This window comes from Paraburkholderia sp. BCC1885 (genome assembly GCF_900996235.1).
In the GTDB taxonomy this organism is placed as follows: Bacteria; Pseudomonadota; Gammaproteobacteria; order Burkholderiales; family Burkholderiaceae; genus Paraburkholderia.
Genome location: NZ_CAAJGM010000066.1, coordinates 76,980 through 93,969 on the forward strand (window position 1 = coordinate 76,980; position 16,990 = coordinate 93,969).

18 protein-coding genes are annotated in these 16,990 nt (G+C 61.6%); 6 read left to right on the forward strand and 12 right to left on the reverse strand.

Annotated elements, in window-relative coordinates; translation table 11 throughout:
• Positions 1-6: 6 nt before the first annotated feature.
• Positions 7-936 carry a LysR family transcriptional regulator gene (locus FQ755_RS05490; RefSeq protein WP_144151788.1) on the reverse strand — a complete coding sequence of 310 codons (930 nt, stop codon included), beginning with the start codon at positions 934-936 and terminating at the stop codon, positions 7-9.
• Positions 937-1,046: 110 nt separating this feature from the next.
• On the opposite strand from FQ755_RS05490, the gene FQ755_RS05495 reads away from it, so the two are divergent.
• A complete protein-coding gene (locus FQ755_RS05495; protein WP_144151791.1) occupies positions 1,047-1,928 on the forward strand; it encodes an aldo/keto reductase family oxidoreductase in 882 nt (293 codons plus the stop codon).
• A 142-nt stretch (positions 1,929-2,070) separates the two neighbouring features.
• Here FQ755_RS05495 and FQ755_RS05500 read toward each other — a convergent pair whose 3' ends face one another.
• The gene (locus FQ755_RS05500; RefSeq protein ID WP_144151794.1) at positions 2,071-2,550 is read right to left on the reverse strand and encodes a VOC family protein; all 480 of its coding nucleotides are present in this window, start codon (positions 2,548-2,550) and stop codon (positions 2,071-2,073) included.
• A gap of 189 nt (positions 2,551-2,739) precedes the next feature.
• Between FQ755_RS05500 and FQ755_RS05505 the strand changes: the two genes are divergently transcribed.
• Positions 2,740-3,288 (forward strand): hypothetical protein, encoded by a 549-nt coding sequence (locus FQ755_RS05505; protein WP_144151796.1) that lies wholly within the window; start codon positions 2,740-2,742, stop codon positions 3,286-3,288.
• A 260-nt stretch (positions 3,289-3,548) separates the two neighbouring features.
• On the opposite strand, the gene FQ755_RS05510 is transcribed toward FQ755_RS05505, so the two are convergent.
• Both FQ755_RS05510 and FQ755_RS05515 read right to left on the reverse strand, forming a co-directional pair.
• On the reverse strand, positions 3,549-3,863 hold the full coding sequence (locus FQ755_RS05510) for a hypothetical protein (protein ID WP_144151799.1): 315 nt from the start codon (positions 3,861-3,863) through the stop codon (positions 3,549-3,551).
• Positions 3,864-3,970: 107 nt separating this feature from the next.
• Entirely contained in the window at positions 3,971-4,357 is a 387-nt protein-coding gene (locus tag FQ755_RS05515) for an ester cyclase (protein ID WP_144151802.1), read from the reverse strand.
• 179 nt (positions 4,358-4,536) lie between these two features.
• Here FQ755_RS05515 and FQ755_RS05520 point away from each other — a divergent pair, with 179 nt between their 5' ends.
• Positions 4,537-5,304, forward strand: a complete 768-nt coding sequence (locus FQ755_RS05520) for an SAM-dependent methyltransferase (protein WP_144151804.1) — start codon at positions 4,537-4,539, stop codon at positions 5,302-5,304.
• Positions 5,305-5,418: 114 nt separating this feature from the next.
• On the opposite strand, the gene FQ755_RS05525 is transcribed toward FQ755_RS05520, so the two are convergent.
• Complete coding sequence (locus tag FQ755_RS05525; RefSeq protein ID WP_144151807.1) at positions 5,419-5,706, reverse strand: hypothetical protein; 288 nt, start codon at positions 5,704-5,706, stop codon at positions 5,419-5,421.
• A 55-nt stretch (positions 5,707-5,761) separates the two neighbouring features.
• On the opposite strand from FQ755_RS05525, the gene FQ755_RS05530 reads away from it, so the two are divergent.
• Together FQ755_RS05530 and FQ755_RS05535 are read left to right on the forward strand one after the other, a co-directional pair.
• Complete coding sequence (locus tag FQ755_RS05530) at positions 5,762-6,055, forward strand: hypothetical protein (protein ID WP_144151810.1); 294 nt, start codon at positions 5,762-5,764, stop codon at positions 6,053-6,055.
• 44 nt (positions 6,056-6,099) lie between these two features.
• Positions 6,100-7,545 carry a DUF4919 domain-containing protein gene (locus FQ755_RS05535; protein ID WP_144151813.1) on the forward strand — a complete coding sequence of 482 codons (1,446 nt, stop codon included), beginning with the start codon at positions 6,100-6,102 and terminating at the stop codon, positions 7,543-7,545.
• Between the two features lie 91 nt (positions 7,546-7,636).
• On the opposite strand, the gene FQ755_RS05540 is transcribed toward FQ755_RS05535, so the two are convergent.
• The 3 genes from FQ755_RS05540 to FQ755_RS05550 all read right to left on the reverse strand — a co-directional run bounded on the left by FQ755_RS05540 (position 7,637) and on the right by FQ755_RS05550 (position 11,069).
• Positions 7,637-8,878 (reverse strand): MFS transporter, encoded by a 1,242-nt coding sequence (locus FQ755_RS05540; RefSeq protein WP_144151816.1) that lies wholly within the window; start codon positions 8,876-8,878, stop codon positions 7,637-7,639.
• Positions 8,879-9,147: 269 nt separating this feature from the next.
• Positions 9,148-10,113, reverse strand: coding sequence for a GlxA family transcriptional regulator (locus tag FQ755_RS05545; RefSeq protein ID WP_144151819.1), 966 nt, complete (start codon positions 10,111-10,113; stop codon positions 9,148-9,150).
• Positions 10,114-10,238: 125 nt separating this feature from the next.
• On the reverse strand, positions 10,239-11,069 hold the full coding sequence (locus FQ755_RS05550; protein ID WP_144151822.1) for an SDR family oxidoreductase: 831 nt from the start codon (positions 11,067-11,069) through the stop codon (positions 10,239-10,241).
• 98 nt (positions 11,070-11,167) lie between these two features.
• Between FQ755_RS05550 and FQ755_RS05555 the strand changes: the two genes are divergently transcribed.
• Entirely contained in the window at positions 11,168-12,058 is an 891-nt protein-coding gene (locus FQ755_RS05555; protein WP_144151825.1) for a LysR family transcriptional regulator, read from the forward strand.
• Between the two features lie 30 nt (positions 12,059-12,088).
• Here the strand turns inward: FQ755_RS05555 and FQ755_RS05560 are convergent, their stop codons facing one another.
• The 4 genes from FQ755_RS05560 to FQ755_RS05575 form a co-directional block, all read right to left on the reverse strand.
• Positions 12,089-13,162 carry a nucleoside hydrolase gene (locus FQ755_RS05560; RefSeq protein WP_409937147.1) on the reverse strand — a complete coding sequence of 358 codons (1,074 nt, stop codon included), beginning with the start codon at positions 13,160-13,162 and terminating at the stop codon, positions 12,089-12,091.
• A 158-nt stretch (positions 13,163-13,320) separates the two neighbouring features.
• On the reverse strand, positions 13,321-14,253 hold the full coding sequence (rbsK, locus tag FQ755_RS05565) for a ribokinase (RefSeq protein WP_409937149.1): 933 nt from the start codon (positions 14,251-14,253) through the stop codon (positions 13,321-13,323).
• Between the two features lie 37 nt (positions 14,254-14,290).
• Complete coding sequence (locus FQ755_RS05570; protein WP_144151835.1) at positions 14,291-15,292, reverse strand: ABC transporter permease; 1,002 nt, start codon at positions 15,290-15,292, stop codon at positions 14,291-14,293.
• A 77-nt stretch (positions 15,293-15,369) separates the two neighbouring features.
• Complete coding sequence (locus FQ755_RS05575; protein WP_144151838.1) at positions 15,370-16,977, reverse strand: sugar ABC transporter ATP-binding protein; 1,608 nt, start codon at positions 16,975-16,977, stop codon at positions 15,370-15,372.
• Positions 16,978-16,990: the final 13 nt, after the last annotated feature.

Here is a 16,990-nt window from a genome sequence, read left to right on the forward strand (position 1 = left end):
GCGGGGTTACGCGCCCGGCAGATTGGGGCCGGGTGACTCCGACACGTCCGCCGCCTTCAGAAAATCCACGAAGGCCCGCAACGGCGCGGGCAGATGGCGGCGGCCCGGATAGTACAGAAACGGCCCCGAAAAACGTGGCCACCACGGCTCGAGGATCGGCTCCAGCGCGCCGCTGTCCAGATGCGCGCGCAGCATGCCCTCGAACAGGTGGACCGCCCCCACGCCCGCCACCGCCATGCTGATGGCGAGTTCCATGGCCGCGCCCGGCCGCACCAGCAGCGGTCCTGAAGGATCGAGTCGCACCACTTCGCCGTCACGCTCGAAATCCCACGTGGGCTTCGCGCCGCCAGCGAACTGGCCGCGCAGGCACGCATGCGCAAGCAGGTCGCGCGGATGCGTGGGCCTGCCGTGCGCGTCGAGGTAGGCCGGCGCCGCGGCAGTCGCGAAACGCTGCACGCGCGGTCCAATGGGAATCGCGATCATGTCCTGCTCGAGCCGCTCGTCGTAGCGGATGCCTGCGTCGCAACCGATCGACAGCACGTCGACAAACCCATCCTCAACCACCACCTCCACGCGGATGTCGGGATACGCCTTCAGAAATCCCGCGATGACGGGCGGCAAAACGATCCGCGCGGCACTCGACGGCACGTTGAGCTTGAGCGTGCCGCTCGGCTTCTCCCTGAATCCGTTCAGGACGTCCAGCGCCGCTTCCATCTCGCTGAAGAGCGGCGCCAGCTTTTCGAGCAGACGCAGCCCCGCCTCCGTCGGCGCCACGCTGCGCGTAGTGCGGTTCAGCAGGCGCATGCCGAACTTCGCCTCCAGACGCCGCACGGCAATGCTCAGGCTGGAAGCCGACACGCCGCCAATGCGCGCCGCGTCGCGAAACCCGCCCGCCCGGGCAACGGAAACGAACGCCGACAGATCATTCAATTCCATGGTCATTGTTCACAATTTTTAACAACCCGTTCACTTTAGATCGGATTTTCTAACAGCGCAATCGCGCCCATACTGCGCCTCGTCCCTCACCACTCCTCAAGGAGAGCGCCATGTCAACCTTCACCCCCGTCGACACTTTTAAGCTGGGCGGCCGTCCGGTGCGCCGCATGGGTTACGGCGCCATGCAACTCGCCGGACCCGGCGTGTTCGGACCGCCGACGAATCGTGAGGCGGCTCTGGCCGTGCTGCGCGAGGCGTTGGCGTCCGGGGTCGATCACATCGACACCAGCGATTTCTACGGTCCCCATGTAACCAACCAGATCATCCGCGAGGCGCTTCACCCTTACCCGGATGACCTCGTGATCGTCACCAAGGTTGGCGCGGTTCGTGGCGACGACGGCGCGTGGCTGCCGGCGTCCGAGCCGAAGGATCTGGAGCGCGGCGTGCACGACAACCTGCGCAACCTCGGTCTCGATACCATGGACGTCGTCAATCTGCGGGTCATGGGGCGCATCCATGAGCCATCCGAAGGATCGATTGCGAAGCAGGTCGAAGCGCTGGCCGAACTCCAGCACCAGGGTCTGGTGCGCCATATCGGCCTGAGCAACGTGACCTCGATGCAGGTCGCCGAAGCACAGGGCATCGCGGAGATTGTCTGCGTGCAGAATCAGTACAACCTGATTCAGCGGGAGGATGATGCGCTGGTCGACGAACTGGCGGCGCAGGGTATCGCATATGTGCCGTTCTTTCCGCTCGGCGGATTCTCGCCGATTCAGTCGTCGGTTCTATCGACGGTTGCGGAAAACCTCGGCGCGCCCCCCATGCAAGTGGCGCTCGCATGGCTATTGCATCGCTTTCCTAACATTCTGCTGATTCCGGGGACATCGTCAGTCGAGCATCTGCGTGAAAACCTGAAGGCCGCGCAATTGAGCCTGTCGCAAGAGGTGCTCGCGGAACTGGATGCGATTCGTCAGGTAGGTGAAGGGCATTGAGCGTTTAAGCGTTTGAACGGGCAGCCGGTGAGGCACGCGTTAGGTTCCTTCACCGTGCTGCTGCCCTTGGAACGCTGCACGTATCGCGATACGCGTCACAGTCTGATCTGCTGGGCAGTCGCTCAAGCATGACGCCGGCGCGTCAATCGATAGCAGCCGCTGCGCGCTCCACCGCGGCTATGTCGATCTTCTTCATTTTCATCATCGCCTCCATTGCACGCCGCCCCACCTCACGATCGGCTGAGTTGACGAGTTCAAGCAGGCGCGCGGGCGTAATCTGCCAGAAGAAACCCCAGCGGTCTTTACACCAACCGCACGGCGCTTCCTCGCCGCCATTGCCGATAATGGCATTCCAATATTGATCGGTCTCTTGCTGACTGTCGGTCTTGATCATGAAACTGATCGCTTCATTCGGCTTGAAATTGGGGCCGCCGTTCAATCCGACGAAACGCCGTCCGACGACGGTAAATTCGACCGTCAACTCGTCTCCCTGGCCGATGCCCGGTATTGGCGATACATGACCGGCATCGACATGGCTGTCGGGAAAGGTGGCGGCATAAAATTCCGCCGCTTCGCGCGCCTTGCCTTCATCGAACCATACGCATGTCACGAGTTCAGTCATTGTCGTCTCCTCTTTAAAAATGCCCTTGATTCACCAGAATAGCGAGGTTTTTGCAGCAAGGGAAAGGGGTCTGTTAGAACGGCCGTATGGCCGGATACGACGCGCTATTTCAGCGGGCGTGGGATCCATTCTTGAACTGTCGGGGTTCGCGTCTGTCCGACTGGCATAGATATGTCACAGGACACGTGAATGACGCTCTCCGTAAGGCAAATCAAAAGAATTCACGCGACGGCAGTCGGTCTCGCCGCCGTGGTGCTGCTCGGCGCGGGCGCATCGTGTTTTGGCCAGACCGATGCAGCCGCGTCCGTTGGGCTTGAGGCCGACGTGCCAATCGTCGCGTCCGAGGGTTCCGCCGAGTCGCTATGTTCATCGGTAGTGCTTAGTTGCAATATGCCGGCGCGGCCCATCGCCCCTGAACATCAACTGCTGGATCCCGCTACGGCGCGCGATCAGGCGCAACGCGCGCAAGCCCAGGCAGATCAAACAGCGGCGGAACGGGATTTGCAGCGGCGCATCGAATTCGCCCGTCAGCATCCGAATGCGATCTTCGTCTACGGCAATAAGTCGGCCCCACAAGAAAGCGTGTCCGATGTTTTCAACCGGGCACTCGGCGTAACAACCACGTCCTTGACCACCTCGAGCTTCGATTCAGTGGGACGCCGAACCGAATGTGTGAGCGCCTGCCACGGCCCGCTCTGCTGCGTCACCACAACCTCGGCAATCGATACCACGAGGTAATGATCGCTATATGGGACGGCTTAAGATAATGTTAATAAACAGGCGCGCGGCAATTGCGCACGCTTCTGCCGGTGGCCGCTGCCAATAACGAAGCGGCACGCAGCGCAGCACAATGAGGACGAAACCGCTTTCTGTGGTTTCCGGCTGAACGGCGCGAGCAGCCGTTCAGAAACAAAAGGCCGCTGCCCATGAGGGCAGCGGCCTTCTTGCGATGGGGCTCAGCAACGCACGCCCCAAGCGCATTCGGTCACCCTTTTCTGTCATTGTTGGCCCGCGGCCGGCGAAACTACACTCGGCGTTGCCAGCGTGTTATTGGTCTTCGGCGCAGGGGTGCTGGTCGAGTTCGTGCCGCTCGGCAGGCCCGAATTCGGCGCCCCGGAGACGCGACCGCTATCCGAGTTCGGATTGCCCGGCATGCCGTAGCCGCTCGTTGCACCATTTACCTGGTTCGCCGGGCTGGCAGTGCTGCCCGACGAGCCGCCGCTGTTCGAACCTCCAGCCGCCTGTGCATAGGCGCCACCCGACAGCGTGAGTGCGGCGACGGCCGCGATCAATGTGCTAGTTGCCTTGTTCATGATCCGTCCCTCCATAATTGGATTGAAATATCGACACAGACGGTCACCGCCTGCTTGATATCGATGCAGCAATCAGCGTGCCGCGCGATGTCCGCAACTACTGTCCGCTACACCTGGCTCTCAATCGCAGCCTTATCGATGACCGACCAGACCTGCTGAATCTTGTCCCCACAAAATTCATAGAAGACGTTCTCCGCGAATGCCACCCGCTTTCCGCGCACCGGAAGCCCAAGAAACATGCCGCTGGGCCTGCAGTCAAAATGCAGTCGGCTCGCAATACGTGGCGGCTCGCAAACGAGGAACTGAACCTCGAAGCGCAAGTCCGGGATTTCGCGGAAGTCTCTCTCCAGCATCTCGCGATAGCCGGACAAACCGATCCGTTTCCCGTTGTGTATCACGTCGTCGCCGACAAACACGCCTAACTGCGACCAGTCCTGCCTGTTAAGACAGGCAATATAGCTTCGGTAAACTGCCGACAGGTTGATTTCGTCCATCGCGGTGAGTCTCCCTGCATGAATGGATCAGCTGATTATCGGCGATCTTGCGCCGCATCACGACAAGCTGTGTAAACTCACATCCATCGCACAACGACAAAACCCAGGAGGTTCGTGTATGAAAGCGCTCAGCGGATCGATGTTGAAAAAATCCCTCAATACCTTTTCGCAAGGCCATCATGCCCAACACGAACGAAGACCCTTTCCGCTTTTCCACCATCGCGCATCGTAACCATCGTTACCTGAGCCCGCTGTCGCGGCATAAAGCTCATGAACTCCTGCGGAGTTTCGTCGCGAATTTCTCCGCAGCCGACATCGTGCTCGATGCCGGCTGCGGTAAGGCAACGCTATTGCAGGACGTGCTTCGTATGTCGCCGGTACGCGGCGTCGGCGTCGACATCAACCAGCGCTTCCTGGTCGAAGCGCGAGCGGCATTTCAGCGCGACTCTCCAAACGACTCGCGACTGAGCTTGATCAACGCTCCATTGCTAGAGCATAACCGTCCGCAAGGTGGCTACGCCGCAATTCTTTGCGTCGGATCTACATACGCGTTCGGTTCGTTCGAACAATGCCTGCGTATCGCATCCAACTGGCTGAAGCCAAATGGCCGCTTGCTGGTCGCCGACGGATACTGGAAGCAGCCGCCCGCGCAGAGTTACCTGGATGTCCTAAGCGCAACAGCCGATGAGTTCGTTTCTCATGCAGAAAACGCCCAGCGTGCAAGTGCGTTGGGCTACGACCTGCTGCGGACCGCTACCAGTAACGATGACGAGTGGGATGAATACGAAGGCCGGTACTGCGACGCCATGATGCAATATCTGACCGCAAATCCCGATGATCCTGATGCGCCAAAGTTTCTAAAACGGATCCAGGATTGGCATAGTGCCTACTTGCGATGGGGTCGGGCAACACTCGGCTTTGGTTACTACGTACTTTCACGCGCCTGACATCCATGGCACGCTAAACCAGTCAGTGAAAAGCAAAAGGCCGCTGCCCGTGAGGGCAGCGGCCTTTTTTCTTACGACGCCTCGCTTTAACGAGGCTTAAAGCCTTGATCGCGGTTATTGGGCAACCGGCGATGCTACGCTCGGAGTAGCCAGCGTGTTGTGGCTTCCGGGCAGGTTGGTGAGGGACGTCGCGCTATTGCTCGCGCTGTTCTGCATGCTCGAGTTCGACGACGCAGCGCTGCCGCTATCCGAGTTGGTGGCGCCAGGCGTGCCGTAGCCGCTCGTTGCAGCGGCCGGCGACACGGTGCTCGGGGTTGCCAGCGTGTTGTTCTGTGCATACGCGCCGCCCGACAGCGCGAGCGCGGCGGCAGCCGCGATGAATATGCTGGTGGTCTTGTTCATAACCCGTTTCTCCTAGATTGAAATGGAATCTCGGCGCAGATAACCGCGCCCATATATGTCCATGATTGCCCGCTACCATGTCTCAATCGGCTCCAGCGACGCGCAATACGGCTTTTCAGCCAGCATTGCACGAAAGCGCAGAATCAAGCCATGTCAGGTGGCTACAAGTTTAGGAAAACGTTCGCCAAGAATTAAGCGCTTTGTCCGCAAGGGTGAATTTCGATTTTTGGCATTTCCCGAAATGATGAACCGCCGTCGCCAATCTGAAGCCGGCGTCCTTCAGGATTGCGCAACGCAACGTTTGCGATTGATGACGCTCCGGGCCAAGCATTCGATAACAAGCATTTGACACCCGTAAGCATTCACGCCGAAGTATTCACTAGCGAACCACTCGTGCCTGAACTCTGCCCCTGCAACGGCGCAGCCAGCTTTTCCACCGCTGTCCATGCTTGCAGCGGACGGATTTGCGTTAGCGCTAACTTAACAAAAAAATGGCTGCCAACCCGATTAGCAACACATACCGCTATGGTAGGATTTTTTCCTGAATCGAGACCAGCCCACACAGGGCTGTCATTACAAACGAACGGTGTCGACGCTATTGCGTCGACGGCCACTCAGGGGGAATCCATGCGCAAGACGGGATGGCGGGCGAGTTTATTTCTGAGTCTGCTTCTGAGTCTATTTTTCATTGCATTGTCCGGAACCGTTTTCGCTGAAGCACCGGCCGCGGTAGTCCAGCAATTACAAAAACAAAGACAGGCGTTTGCGCAGGATAACCAGATTGACCTGCAACGGTTGTCGCAGGAGATCGGGACTACGGTCCGCGATACGGCTGCATTCGATCAGGCAGGCAACGATGCCGAAGCCATCGCCCGGCTGCAAACGTTAAGCAAATACGCGCCTTTGCCGCAATTTCCGAGTCTCGACGTGCAGGTGTTGTGCGAGCGGATCTATACGAAGCTCTCCCAGGCAAACGACGCCGCAGGGTGCCACGAGCGAGCCATGGCGATGGCCGATATTCTCCAGCACCAATCCGGCAGCGGCGCATCCCCGGACGATCCGGTACGGGTGATTACCATCAACGAAATCGCCGAATGGGCGCGCTCGCAGGCGGCGAAGATATCCGAAGTTCATCCCTACACGTATCACGACGCGAACCTGCAAGCCATCACCTATGCTGGCCCGTCCACGGCCGGCAAACCGACGGTGGCGTATTTCCAGTTCGCGCCGAGATTGGTCACGGCGATCAGCAACAAAACGAGCGACGTATTCGCGCCGTTGCCGGTTTCTCCAGGCGATGGCCGATATCAGACCGCCCTGACCCAAGCCCACGAACAACGCGTCAATTTTCTAAATGACGTCAGCTTTAATTATCTGGAACTGATCCGGCTGTGCGACAACATCGACCGTGAAGCCATGCGGCTGGCTCAACAAGGCGACTTCCAGGGCGCGCTGTCGAAATTCAGCGATGTCGAAAAGATTCGCCCCATACAGCAGATTCCGATTTTCGGCTTTATTTCGACCTACAGTTTTTTGTTGGGCAAAGCGGGGCATGCTGACGCGCAATCCGCTGCGCGGCTTTACCTGTTCGGTATCTCGCAGGACATCGCGCATAGCGGCGACGGTCTCGCTCCGGAGTCGGCGATTCATGTGATCGCGATATCCGAGGAATACGCGTGGGCGAGCGCGAAAAAATTGCGTGTCACGAAGCAGAGCTTGCTTACGCAGGGCGATCATCGCTATGACGCGATCGACATGGCGGACGAAGGTGGCGCGACCCACACGTATTACTTCGAGGTCAGCCAGTTGTACGCCCGCGAGAGTGCCGCATTGAAATAAGGTAATGGCGCAATCAGGTCGCTAAAACGGGCGTCGCTGGCAACGGCGCCCGTTTTGCATACGCCTTCGCGCGGCGGAGGGTCGCCAGCTCTTATTCCGGTGTCGCGAGGCCGTCGCATTCGGTCTTCGCCACCGTGCTTCTTCCGAAGCTCGCCAACGCGGCCAGACCGAGCAGCGCAAGCGCGCTGCCTAGCAGGAAATCAGGCGGAATGCCGACCGAGTCGACGATCGTCCCGCCCACCAACGACCCCACCGCAATCGCAACCTGAATGATGCTGACGAACAGCGCCGATCCCGCCTCAGGCAAATCCGGTGTCGAACGCTGAATCCACACGCTGAAACAGAGCGGCAACGCGCCGAACGAGATGCCCCACGCGAGCACGTCGATCGTCACCGCCAGTTGCGAATGTCGCAACAACGGCATCGACAAAAGCGCAAACATCAGCAGCGACACCATCACCGCCACGGACCCCCTGAGGTTCCGGTTGACCGTGCTCGAAACGGCGAAGTTTGAAAAGAAACCGATTACGCCGAATCCCAGCAACAACCAGGTAATCGTCGACATGTCGAAGCTGGCGTTATGCAGCAGAAACGGCGTGATGTAGGTATAGGAACAGAAGTGGGCTCCGAACACGAGCCCCACCATCAGCATGCTGCGACGCGTGTAAGAACGCCGCATCAGCTCGACGAGGTCGGCGAAGCGCAGCGCCGCGCTCGAAGGCAGCGACGGCACCAGCAATACCTGCGCGATCAATGCGACGGCCACCAGCACGCCGGTGGCCAGGAACGAAAAGCGCCACGAGGAAAAGCCCGCAATGAAGGTGCCGAGCGGCACGCCGATCACGGTGGCGCATGTCACGCCCGTCAAGATGGTCGCGGTGGCCTTGGCGGCATCCTTGGGTTGTACGAGGCGGCCCGCGGCGGCCGTCGCCAGCGTCCAGAAGCCGCCCAAAGCCGCGCCCAGCAATGCACGCCCCACCAGCATGACGGCAAAATTCGGTGCGAATGCCGACAATAGATTGGATGCCAGCAACAGCGCCGTCAGCAGCAGAAAGACGTGCCGGCGGTCCATCCGTCCCGCGCCGAGCATCAGCCCCGGCGCAGAAAGCGCGGCAATCACGCCAGGCGTGGTGACCATCAGGCCGGCGGTGCCCGGCAGCACATCCATTTCTTTGGCCACGTGCGGCAATAAGCCGACCGGCAAAAATTCTGTCGTCACGAAGGCGAATGCGCCAAGCGCAACGGCGCCAACGGAAAGCCATTGGCGTAGAGACGACGAATCACCCTTCTCCGGTGCGGGCGTGCCCACCGGATGCTTGCTTTCTACCAACATAGTTTTTTGTTTGTCCTCAACGGACAGTGATTGAAGTGGTGCGGTTTAACGGACTAATCCAACCGCGCCATCAGGTTCGAGATGAAAACGCCAGGCCTCAGGCGTATGCGGTGCGGCCCTGAGAGCGACGCACCACCATACCATCGCATTATTCCGCTTGCCGACGCGCTGCCAAAGGCATCGCTCGGCGTAGGGATAATCGAGGGCGAAGCATACACGGCATGCGGAAACGGTGCACGTGATTAACGGGCAAACGCGAAGCTAGACCGTCACCGCAGATCCGCCCGCAGATCGCGCACGCCCCGCCCCAGCCGCTGACGCAAGAGCGTGCGCAAAGTCGCGCCATCGACATAACCCACTTCGGCCGCAATCGCCTCAAGATCCATACCACTGCCATGAATCAGCGACTGCGCCCGCTCGACCCTCAGGTCCTGAAAGTACGCGAGCGGCGATTTCCCCAGCACTTCCTGGCAACGGCGTTGCAAAGTGCGCGCGCTGGTCGCCAGCGCATTGGCTGCGACCTGCAACGAGAAGCCCGCCTTGAGATGATTGCGCGCCCACGCTTCGAAACGCTGGATCAGCGGATCGGCCTGCGCCAGATGATTGGGAATGATGTACGGCGCTTGCGAGGAACGGATGTCGGCCAGCAGGTAGCGCGACACCACCGTCGCGAGTTCGGGGCTCGCCTTGCGTATCAACCAGAGGGCGAGATCCAGGTGGCCCATCGCGGCGCCCGCGGTCACGCCCACCTCGGTCGGCACCAGCATGCGCGATTCGTCGAGCAACACTGTCGGATAGCGCTGCCGGAATAGCGGACCGAGCCACCAGGTCGTGGTCGCTTCCCGATGATCGAGGAGCCCGGTTTCCGCCACCAGAAACGAGCCGATGCACGAGGCGGCGATCAACGCCCCCTCGGCGCGCCATTGCAGCAGTTGCGTCTTGGCCTGGCACACATCCGGCCTTGAGAGAGCCGGAATCAACTGTTCGGGCGAGCCGGTGCTCAACGCGGGCACGACAACCCAGTCGGGCCGTAGATCCGCCGTAACGGCCTGCACAGGGATGATCAAACCGTGCGCCGAGCGGACTCGCTTGCGCATGCCGATAATCGATACGTCGAAATGCGGGCTGCCGCCCATCTGCGCGGCGGAGAATTTGTTGGCGAGCCCGAGGGCGTCGAGCATGACCGAGAGGCCGGTATCGAACAGTCCCTCGAGTGCGAGAATGGCAATGCGCATGGCGTAAATGACCTTAATGTAGTCATTTACGACGATACCGGCTTTTCGGTCCGAAGGCTATCGCAATCTTGGGGGCAATCGCGGCCGGGCGCGATGTGCTAGCGGTTGCGAAAGGGACGCGCCCGTCAGCTATCCACGTCAGCGGAAAGCGCCACGCTCTTCTGCGCCTCGAGTTCCACAAGCCGGCCCGTGAGCGCCTTGCTGATCGAGCGATAAGCCGTGCTGCCCAGCGCGAGACGCAAGGCGGGCTTGTCGGCATCGGCGGCGGCGATCATCGCGTCGACGCTTTTGGCGGCATCCCCGAGCCGTGGAAACGCGTTGGCGTCGATCATGCGGCGAATCTCTCCGGCGGGTGTATGGGCATAGGCGGGCAACGGCTCCGGCGTGGCCAGATTCTCGCGAAAGCTCGTTGCGGTAGGCCCCGGCTCGACGATGATGAAATCGATCCCAAACGGCGCCACCTCCTGTGCGACGGCCTCCACAAAACCTTCGATGCCCCACTTGGTGGCGTGATACAGGCTGAAGCCCGGGTAGACCACCTGACCGCCCTCCGACGAAACCTGCACGATGCGCCCGCCCCCTTGCGCACGCAGATGAGGCAGCGCCGCGCGAATCAGTTGAATCGAGCCGATGAGGTTCGTGGCGATCTGCTGTTCGAACTGCGCGTCGGTCACCTCCTCGGCCGCGCCGAACAGGCCGTAGCCCGCATTACTCACCACAATGTCGATGCGGCCCATCTCTTCGAATGCGCGGTCCACGCTCGCGCGCACGGCATGAGTGTCGGTTACGTCGAGCGTCAGGACGCGCAGCCGCTCGCCGTATTGCGCGAGCAGATCGTCCAGCGCGCCGGGTCGCCGCAGCGTGCCGACGACGCAATCGCCCCGCGCCAGCAGACGCTCGACCAGCAGGCGGCCAAGGCCGGTGGAAGTGCCTGTGATCAACCAGGTTTTGCTCATGTCGCGATCTCCTGAAGGTTCGAAAACCCATTCTAGGATCGCGTCACTGGTGTGATAAGCCGCTATAGTTGGCACGACTCCGTGAAAAAACTTCACCAATGGCCAAACCCACCCTCGCCGATCTAACCGCCTTTTCCGCCGTCGCCGCGCATCGCAGCTTCCGCCGCGCGGCGGATGCGCTTGGCGTATCGCGATCGTCGCTCAGTCACGCAATGCGGGCTCTGGAGCGTGATCTGGGGGTTCGCCTGCTGAATCGCACCACGCGCAGCGTGTCGCCGACCGAGGCTGGCGAGCAACTGCTCAGGCGTCTCACACCGGTGTTACGCGAACTGGACGAGGCGCTCGACACCGTCGCCGACCAAGGCGGCCAGCCCACTGGCACGCTGCGGATCAACGCCAACGAGGGCGCCGTGCGGCTGCTTCTACAGACCGTGGTGCCGCGCTTCCTCGCGCGCTATCCGGGCATGGCGCTGGATCTGGTGGCAGAGGGGCGCCTGATCGACATCGTCGAACAGGGCTTCGACGCCAGTGTGCGGCTGGGCGAATCGTTGCCGCAAGACATGGTGGCGGTGCAACTCGGCGACGACCTTCGCTTTATCACCGTCGCCGCGCCATCGTACCTCGCGCAACAGCCACGGCCGGTGACGCCCGACGATCTGACGCAGCACCGCTGCATCCGTCATCGTCTACCAAGCGGCAAGCTCTACCGCTGGGAGTTTGCCAGGCAAGGGCAGGAGGTCGTGATCAATGTCCCCGGCGCGCTGACGCTCGACAACAACAGCTTGATGATCGAGGCCGCCACCAACGGACTCGGAATCGCCTACGTTCCCGAGCCGGCAGCGCGCCCCTCGCTAGATGATGGCCGGCTCGTCACGGTGCTCGACGACTGGTGCCCCGTCATTCCCGGCCTTTATCTCTACTATCCCGGTCATCGCCATGTGCCCGCCGGGCTGCGCGCGTTCATCGAAGTGGTGAAAGAGGGCACCTGATGTGTGAGCGCGCGGCCCGTCGCGCGCCGATCACGGCAAGGTCACCGGCACAGGACGCGTGAGCAGATCCACATAGAGATTGAAGAAGCGAGTGTTGTCGAACTGCGTCACGTAGGTGATCTTTTGCGGTGAGGCTCCGGGCGCGGGTTGATCGGGATATACCGTCACGTGGCCTTGATCTTCGCCGCTGGTGGTGTCGATATCGAGGTAGGCGCTTTTTGTTTGCGTCGCATAGGTGGGGTCGCTGAAATACGCGATCGTCAGCGTGTCGAACAAGTCTGTATTTTCAGCGAATGCACCCGCATTGGCCGCGGCATACGCCTTCGTCACCGCAGTCTGTTTGGCAGGATTATTGACGATCTCGTCGTAGACGGTCTGCGTGAGCGGCACCGTGTTGGTCACATCGAGCGGAATGTCGTATTGCGGAATCGTCGTCTGCAAAACCGTGCGCACCGCCAGCGGATCGAACCACCAGTTGAGTTCGGCCACCGCATTCGCATTCCCAGGCACGGCCATGGCGCCGCCCATGTAGACGATCTTCTTGATCAGCGGCACGATCTCCGGCGCTTTCATGATGGCGGTGGCAAGGTTGGTGGGCGGCCCGACTTCGAGAATGGTGACCTGATTCGGATAGCGCTTGATGGTCTGAATCATGAAGTCGGCGGCGCTTTGCACCTGTAGTTTCGTCGACACCGCGAAGCCGTCCGGCGGCGCCACGAGCTGCGATTGTTCGGTCGGCTCCGGCCGGCTCCACGCGCCGAAATAGCCCTGCGGATTGGCGGCCTGCTGCGCCCGAATACTCGCCACATCGTATTGCAAGGGATAATCGGCACCGCCGTACACGCCCACCACGTTCTGCACGCCCATGCGTTCCACGGCCTTCAGCGCATCCGCTTCTTCCTGCAGCAGCCAGTCGTTGCCGGTCACGACACAGAGCCCCAGCAGATTGACCTTGCTCTGTGCCATCAACTGCGTGGTCATGGCGAAGAGCTGACCGTCGTCGCCCATCGTGTTGAAGTCCGAATCGATGATGACTTTCGGCGCGCTGGCGAGCGGGTCGACGGGCGCGACGCTGTCGCCGCATCCGGCAAGCGTCATCGACATAATAAGGATACCTATATATTGTGATTTCATGCTTCACCCCCAGGTAGAGACCGCGATTAACCCAAGGACACCCTCGCGAAAGGGCGCCGGCAATGCAACGTCAAACCACTCAGAGTGACCGGCCCGACGACCTCATGTCACCACAACCACCACGCGCCTCAAGCGGCGCTATCGACCTCCGCGCGGGTCGGTATCGACGGCTGCGCACCGGCGCGCGTCACCGAAATCGCCGCCGCGCGTTGGGCGAGGCTGATCGCGCCATCCAGCGGCTGCCGTGCGGCGAGCTGCGCGGCGAACACGCCAATGAAGGTATCGCCGGCGGCCGTGGTATCCACTGCCCGCACCTGCGGCGCCGGGAAATGCGCCCCTTCGCCGTCTTCCAGCAAAAGATAAGCACCTTGCGAGCCGAGCGTGACAATCACGTTGCGCGCGCCGCCGCGTCGCAATTCCGTCGCGGCCCTTCGCGCGCCGCTTTGCGATTCGACCGGCAGACCCGCGAGGATGGCCGCCTCGACCTCGTTCGGAACGAGGTAATCGACTAACGGCAGCCATTCCGCCGGCAACGGACCGGTGGCCGGCGCGGGATTAAGCACGGTGATCTTGCCGAGCCGCCGTGCGAGCGCGAGCGTGGCGTGCACCGAATCCCACGGCGTTTCCAGTTGGCAAACCACCACGTCGCAGGCCTTGATCGCCGCTTCGTGACGCGCCACCGTCTCGGGCGTCAACTCGCCGTTACTGCCCGCCACCACCACAATGGTGTTCTGCCCGTCGTCCGACACCGTCACCATGGCCACACCCGTGGGCTGCACAGGATCGACCTCGATGCCCGCGCAGTCGATGCCTTCCGCTTCCAGATCCTTGACCCGCTGCGTGCCGTTGGCATCTTTGCCGACACAACCGATCATCGCCACGCGCGCGCCGATGCGCGCCGCCGCCACCGCCTGATTGCCGCCCTTGCCGCCCGCGACCTGCGAAAACTCATGTCCACCAATGGTCTCGCCGGGACGTGGCAAATGCGGCGAACGGGCCACCAGATCGGTATTAATGCTGCCCACCACGAGAACCCGGCCCTGCTTTGTTTCTTTCGACACTTTTATTCTCCTGCCGACCGTTGATCCAACCATCAGATTAGGCGGCGCGACGCCGGCTCCGATAGGTATCCAGCACCACTGCCACGACAATCACGGCGCCCGTAATGATGCGTTTGGTGGGCTCGGTCGCTCCAATCTGTGCAAGCCCCGCGGCCAGTACCGAAATGATAAGTACGCCGAAGAACGTGCTGGTGACGGAGCCGCGTCCGCCCATCAGACTCGTTCCGCCAATCACCACGGCCGCGATCACCTGCAATTCGATGCCCGAGCCCGCGTTCGGGTCCGCCGCTTCGAGCCGCGAAATCTGAAACAGCGCGGCGAGGCCGGAAAGCAGGCCCATCATCGCGAAGACCGCAATCTTGTACGGGCGCGGATTGACGCCGGCGAGACGCACGGCTTCCTCGTTCGTGCCGATGCCGATCAGATACCGGCCGAACACGGTGCGCGTCAGCACGAGCTGCGCGACGATCATCACCGCAATCGCAATCAGGAATGCGGGAGAAATGCCGAAGGCGATGGGATTGGAGAGGAAATCGAATGCATCGCCAATGTAGGCCGTGCGCGAGTTCGTCAATTGATAGGCAATGCCGCGAGCCGCCTCGAGCACGCCGAGCGACACGATGAACGACGGAATCCGCCAGACCACCGTGATGGCGCCGGTTACGCAGCCCGTCAGCGTGGCGCCCGCCATGCCGAGCAAGGCGGCAGGCAATGCCGGCCAGTGCCATTGCAAAGCCGCGACACTGGTGAGCGCCGCGCCGAGCGCCAGCACGGAACCGACCGAGAGGTCGATCCCCGCGATGATCAGCACAAAGGTCATGCCAATCGACATCACAACCAGATCGGGAATCTGATTCGCGATCGTGCTGAAGGTGTCGTAGGTCAGGAAGTGCGAACTCAGCAGCGAGAACAGCACAATCATGCCGAGGAGCGCACCGAGCAATCCAAGGTAATTCGAGAAGCCCAGCCGCGTGCCGATTGGCTTGGCGTTTTTGGGCGGTTCATTCTGCACCGTAGGCAGGCTGGTTGGGGCGGTCATGCTTCGTACTCCACTAATTTTGCGTTTGGGCCTGCTATGGCGTGCGTCGTTCGTGCCCGCATTCGGCCCAGGTCAACCTATTGATGAGGGGCTTCGTCAGGCACGTGTGTGTCGGGTTCGAGCGGCTCGTGCAGCAGTTCGTCGCGCTGCGTGTAGCCCGCGAACGCCGCGGCAAGCAGCGCGTCCTGTGTCCACGCGCCGCGCTCGAACAGACCCGTCATGCGCCCTGCCGACATCACCGCAATCCGGTCGCAAATCGACATCAGCTCGCGCAGATCGCTAGACACCACCACCAACGCGCGGCCTTCGCGCGCCAGCGCGCCCATCAGCGCGTAGATGTCGAACTTGGCGCCGACGTCGATGCCGCGCGTCGGCTCGTCGAACAACAGCACCGTGCAATCGCGCGCGAGCCAGCGGCCGATCACCACCTTCTGCTGATTGCCACCCGACAATTCCGCCACTGTCTGCGACGGACCCGCACAACGAATATGCATGGCGTCGATCTGCTTGCCCGCCAGCGCCGCTTCGCGGGCACCGTCCACCACGCCGTTTTTCGACACCGCGCCTAGATGGCCGAGCGAGATATTCGCGGCGATAGGCTGAGTGAGCAACAGGCCTTCGCCCTTGCGATCTTCGGTAATCAGGGCGACGCCGTTTTTCACCGCATCCGAGGGCGACGTGATCTTCACCGGCTGCAGCGCGCCGCCGCCGTGGGCGATGGATACCTCGCCGGCATCCGCACGATCCGCACCGTAGATAAGCCGCATCAACTCCGTGCGGCCCGCGCCGATCAAGCCGCTGATGCCGAAAATCTCGCCGACCCTGACCTCGAAGGAAACGTCGCGCACCACGGGCTCGCGGGCCATCCCCGCCACCTTCAGCGCCACCGCACCGATGCGCCGCTCGCCGAGATCGATGCGCTCGCCGATATCGCGGCCCACCATCAGCGTGACGAGACGGTCGGCGGACAGATTCGCCATTTCGTCGACGTGTACGAGTCGTCCATCGCGCAACACCGCAGCGCGCCGGGCGATCCGCTTCAGTTCTTCCAGCCGGTGCGAGATGTACACCAGCGCGACGCCGCGCGCCTTCAGCCGCTCGACCTGCTCGAACAGCAGATCGACCTCGCGGGCGGTGAGCATTGCGGTGGGCTCGTCGAGAATCAAAACCCGGCAATCGCCGATCAGATTGCGTGCGATCTCCACCATTTGCTGATGCCCGATGCCGAGCGTGCCGACCAGCGTGTCGGGGTCGATCGCGTCGAGCCCGACCTGCGCCATGGCGTGCCGGGCGTCCTCGCGCAGTTTGGCGCGGTCGATCCAGCCGAACCGGCCGCGCTGCGGCAGGCGGTTCAGAAACAGGTTCTCCGCCACGGAGAGGGTCGGCAGCAGGTTCAGTTCCTGCATGACCATGCGCACGCCAAGTGCTTCGGCATCCTTACGACTGGCGGGCGCATACGCCGCGCCGGCCAGCGTCATCGAACCCGCCGTGGGGGTGACGAGTCCGCCGACGATTTTCGACAAGGTGCTTTTGCCGGCGCCGTTTTCGCCGGTCAGCGCCAGCACTTCACCGGCGCGCAGATCCAGCGAGATATCGGCAAGCACCGGCTCGGCGTAAGTCTTGCCGATGCCGTGGACCTGCAACACGGGCGCGGCATCAGCAAGGGATTGAATTGGAGTGGACATCACATTGAACAGA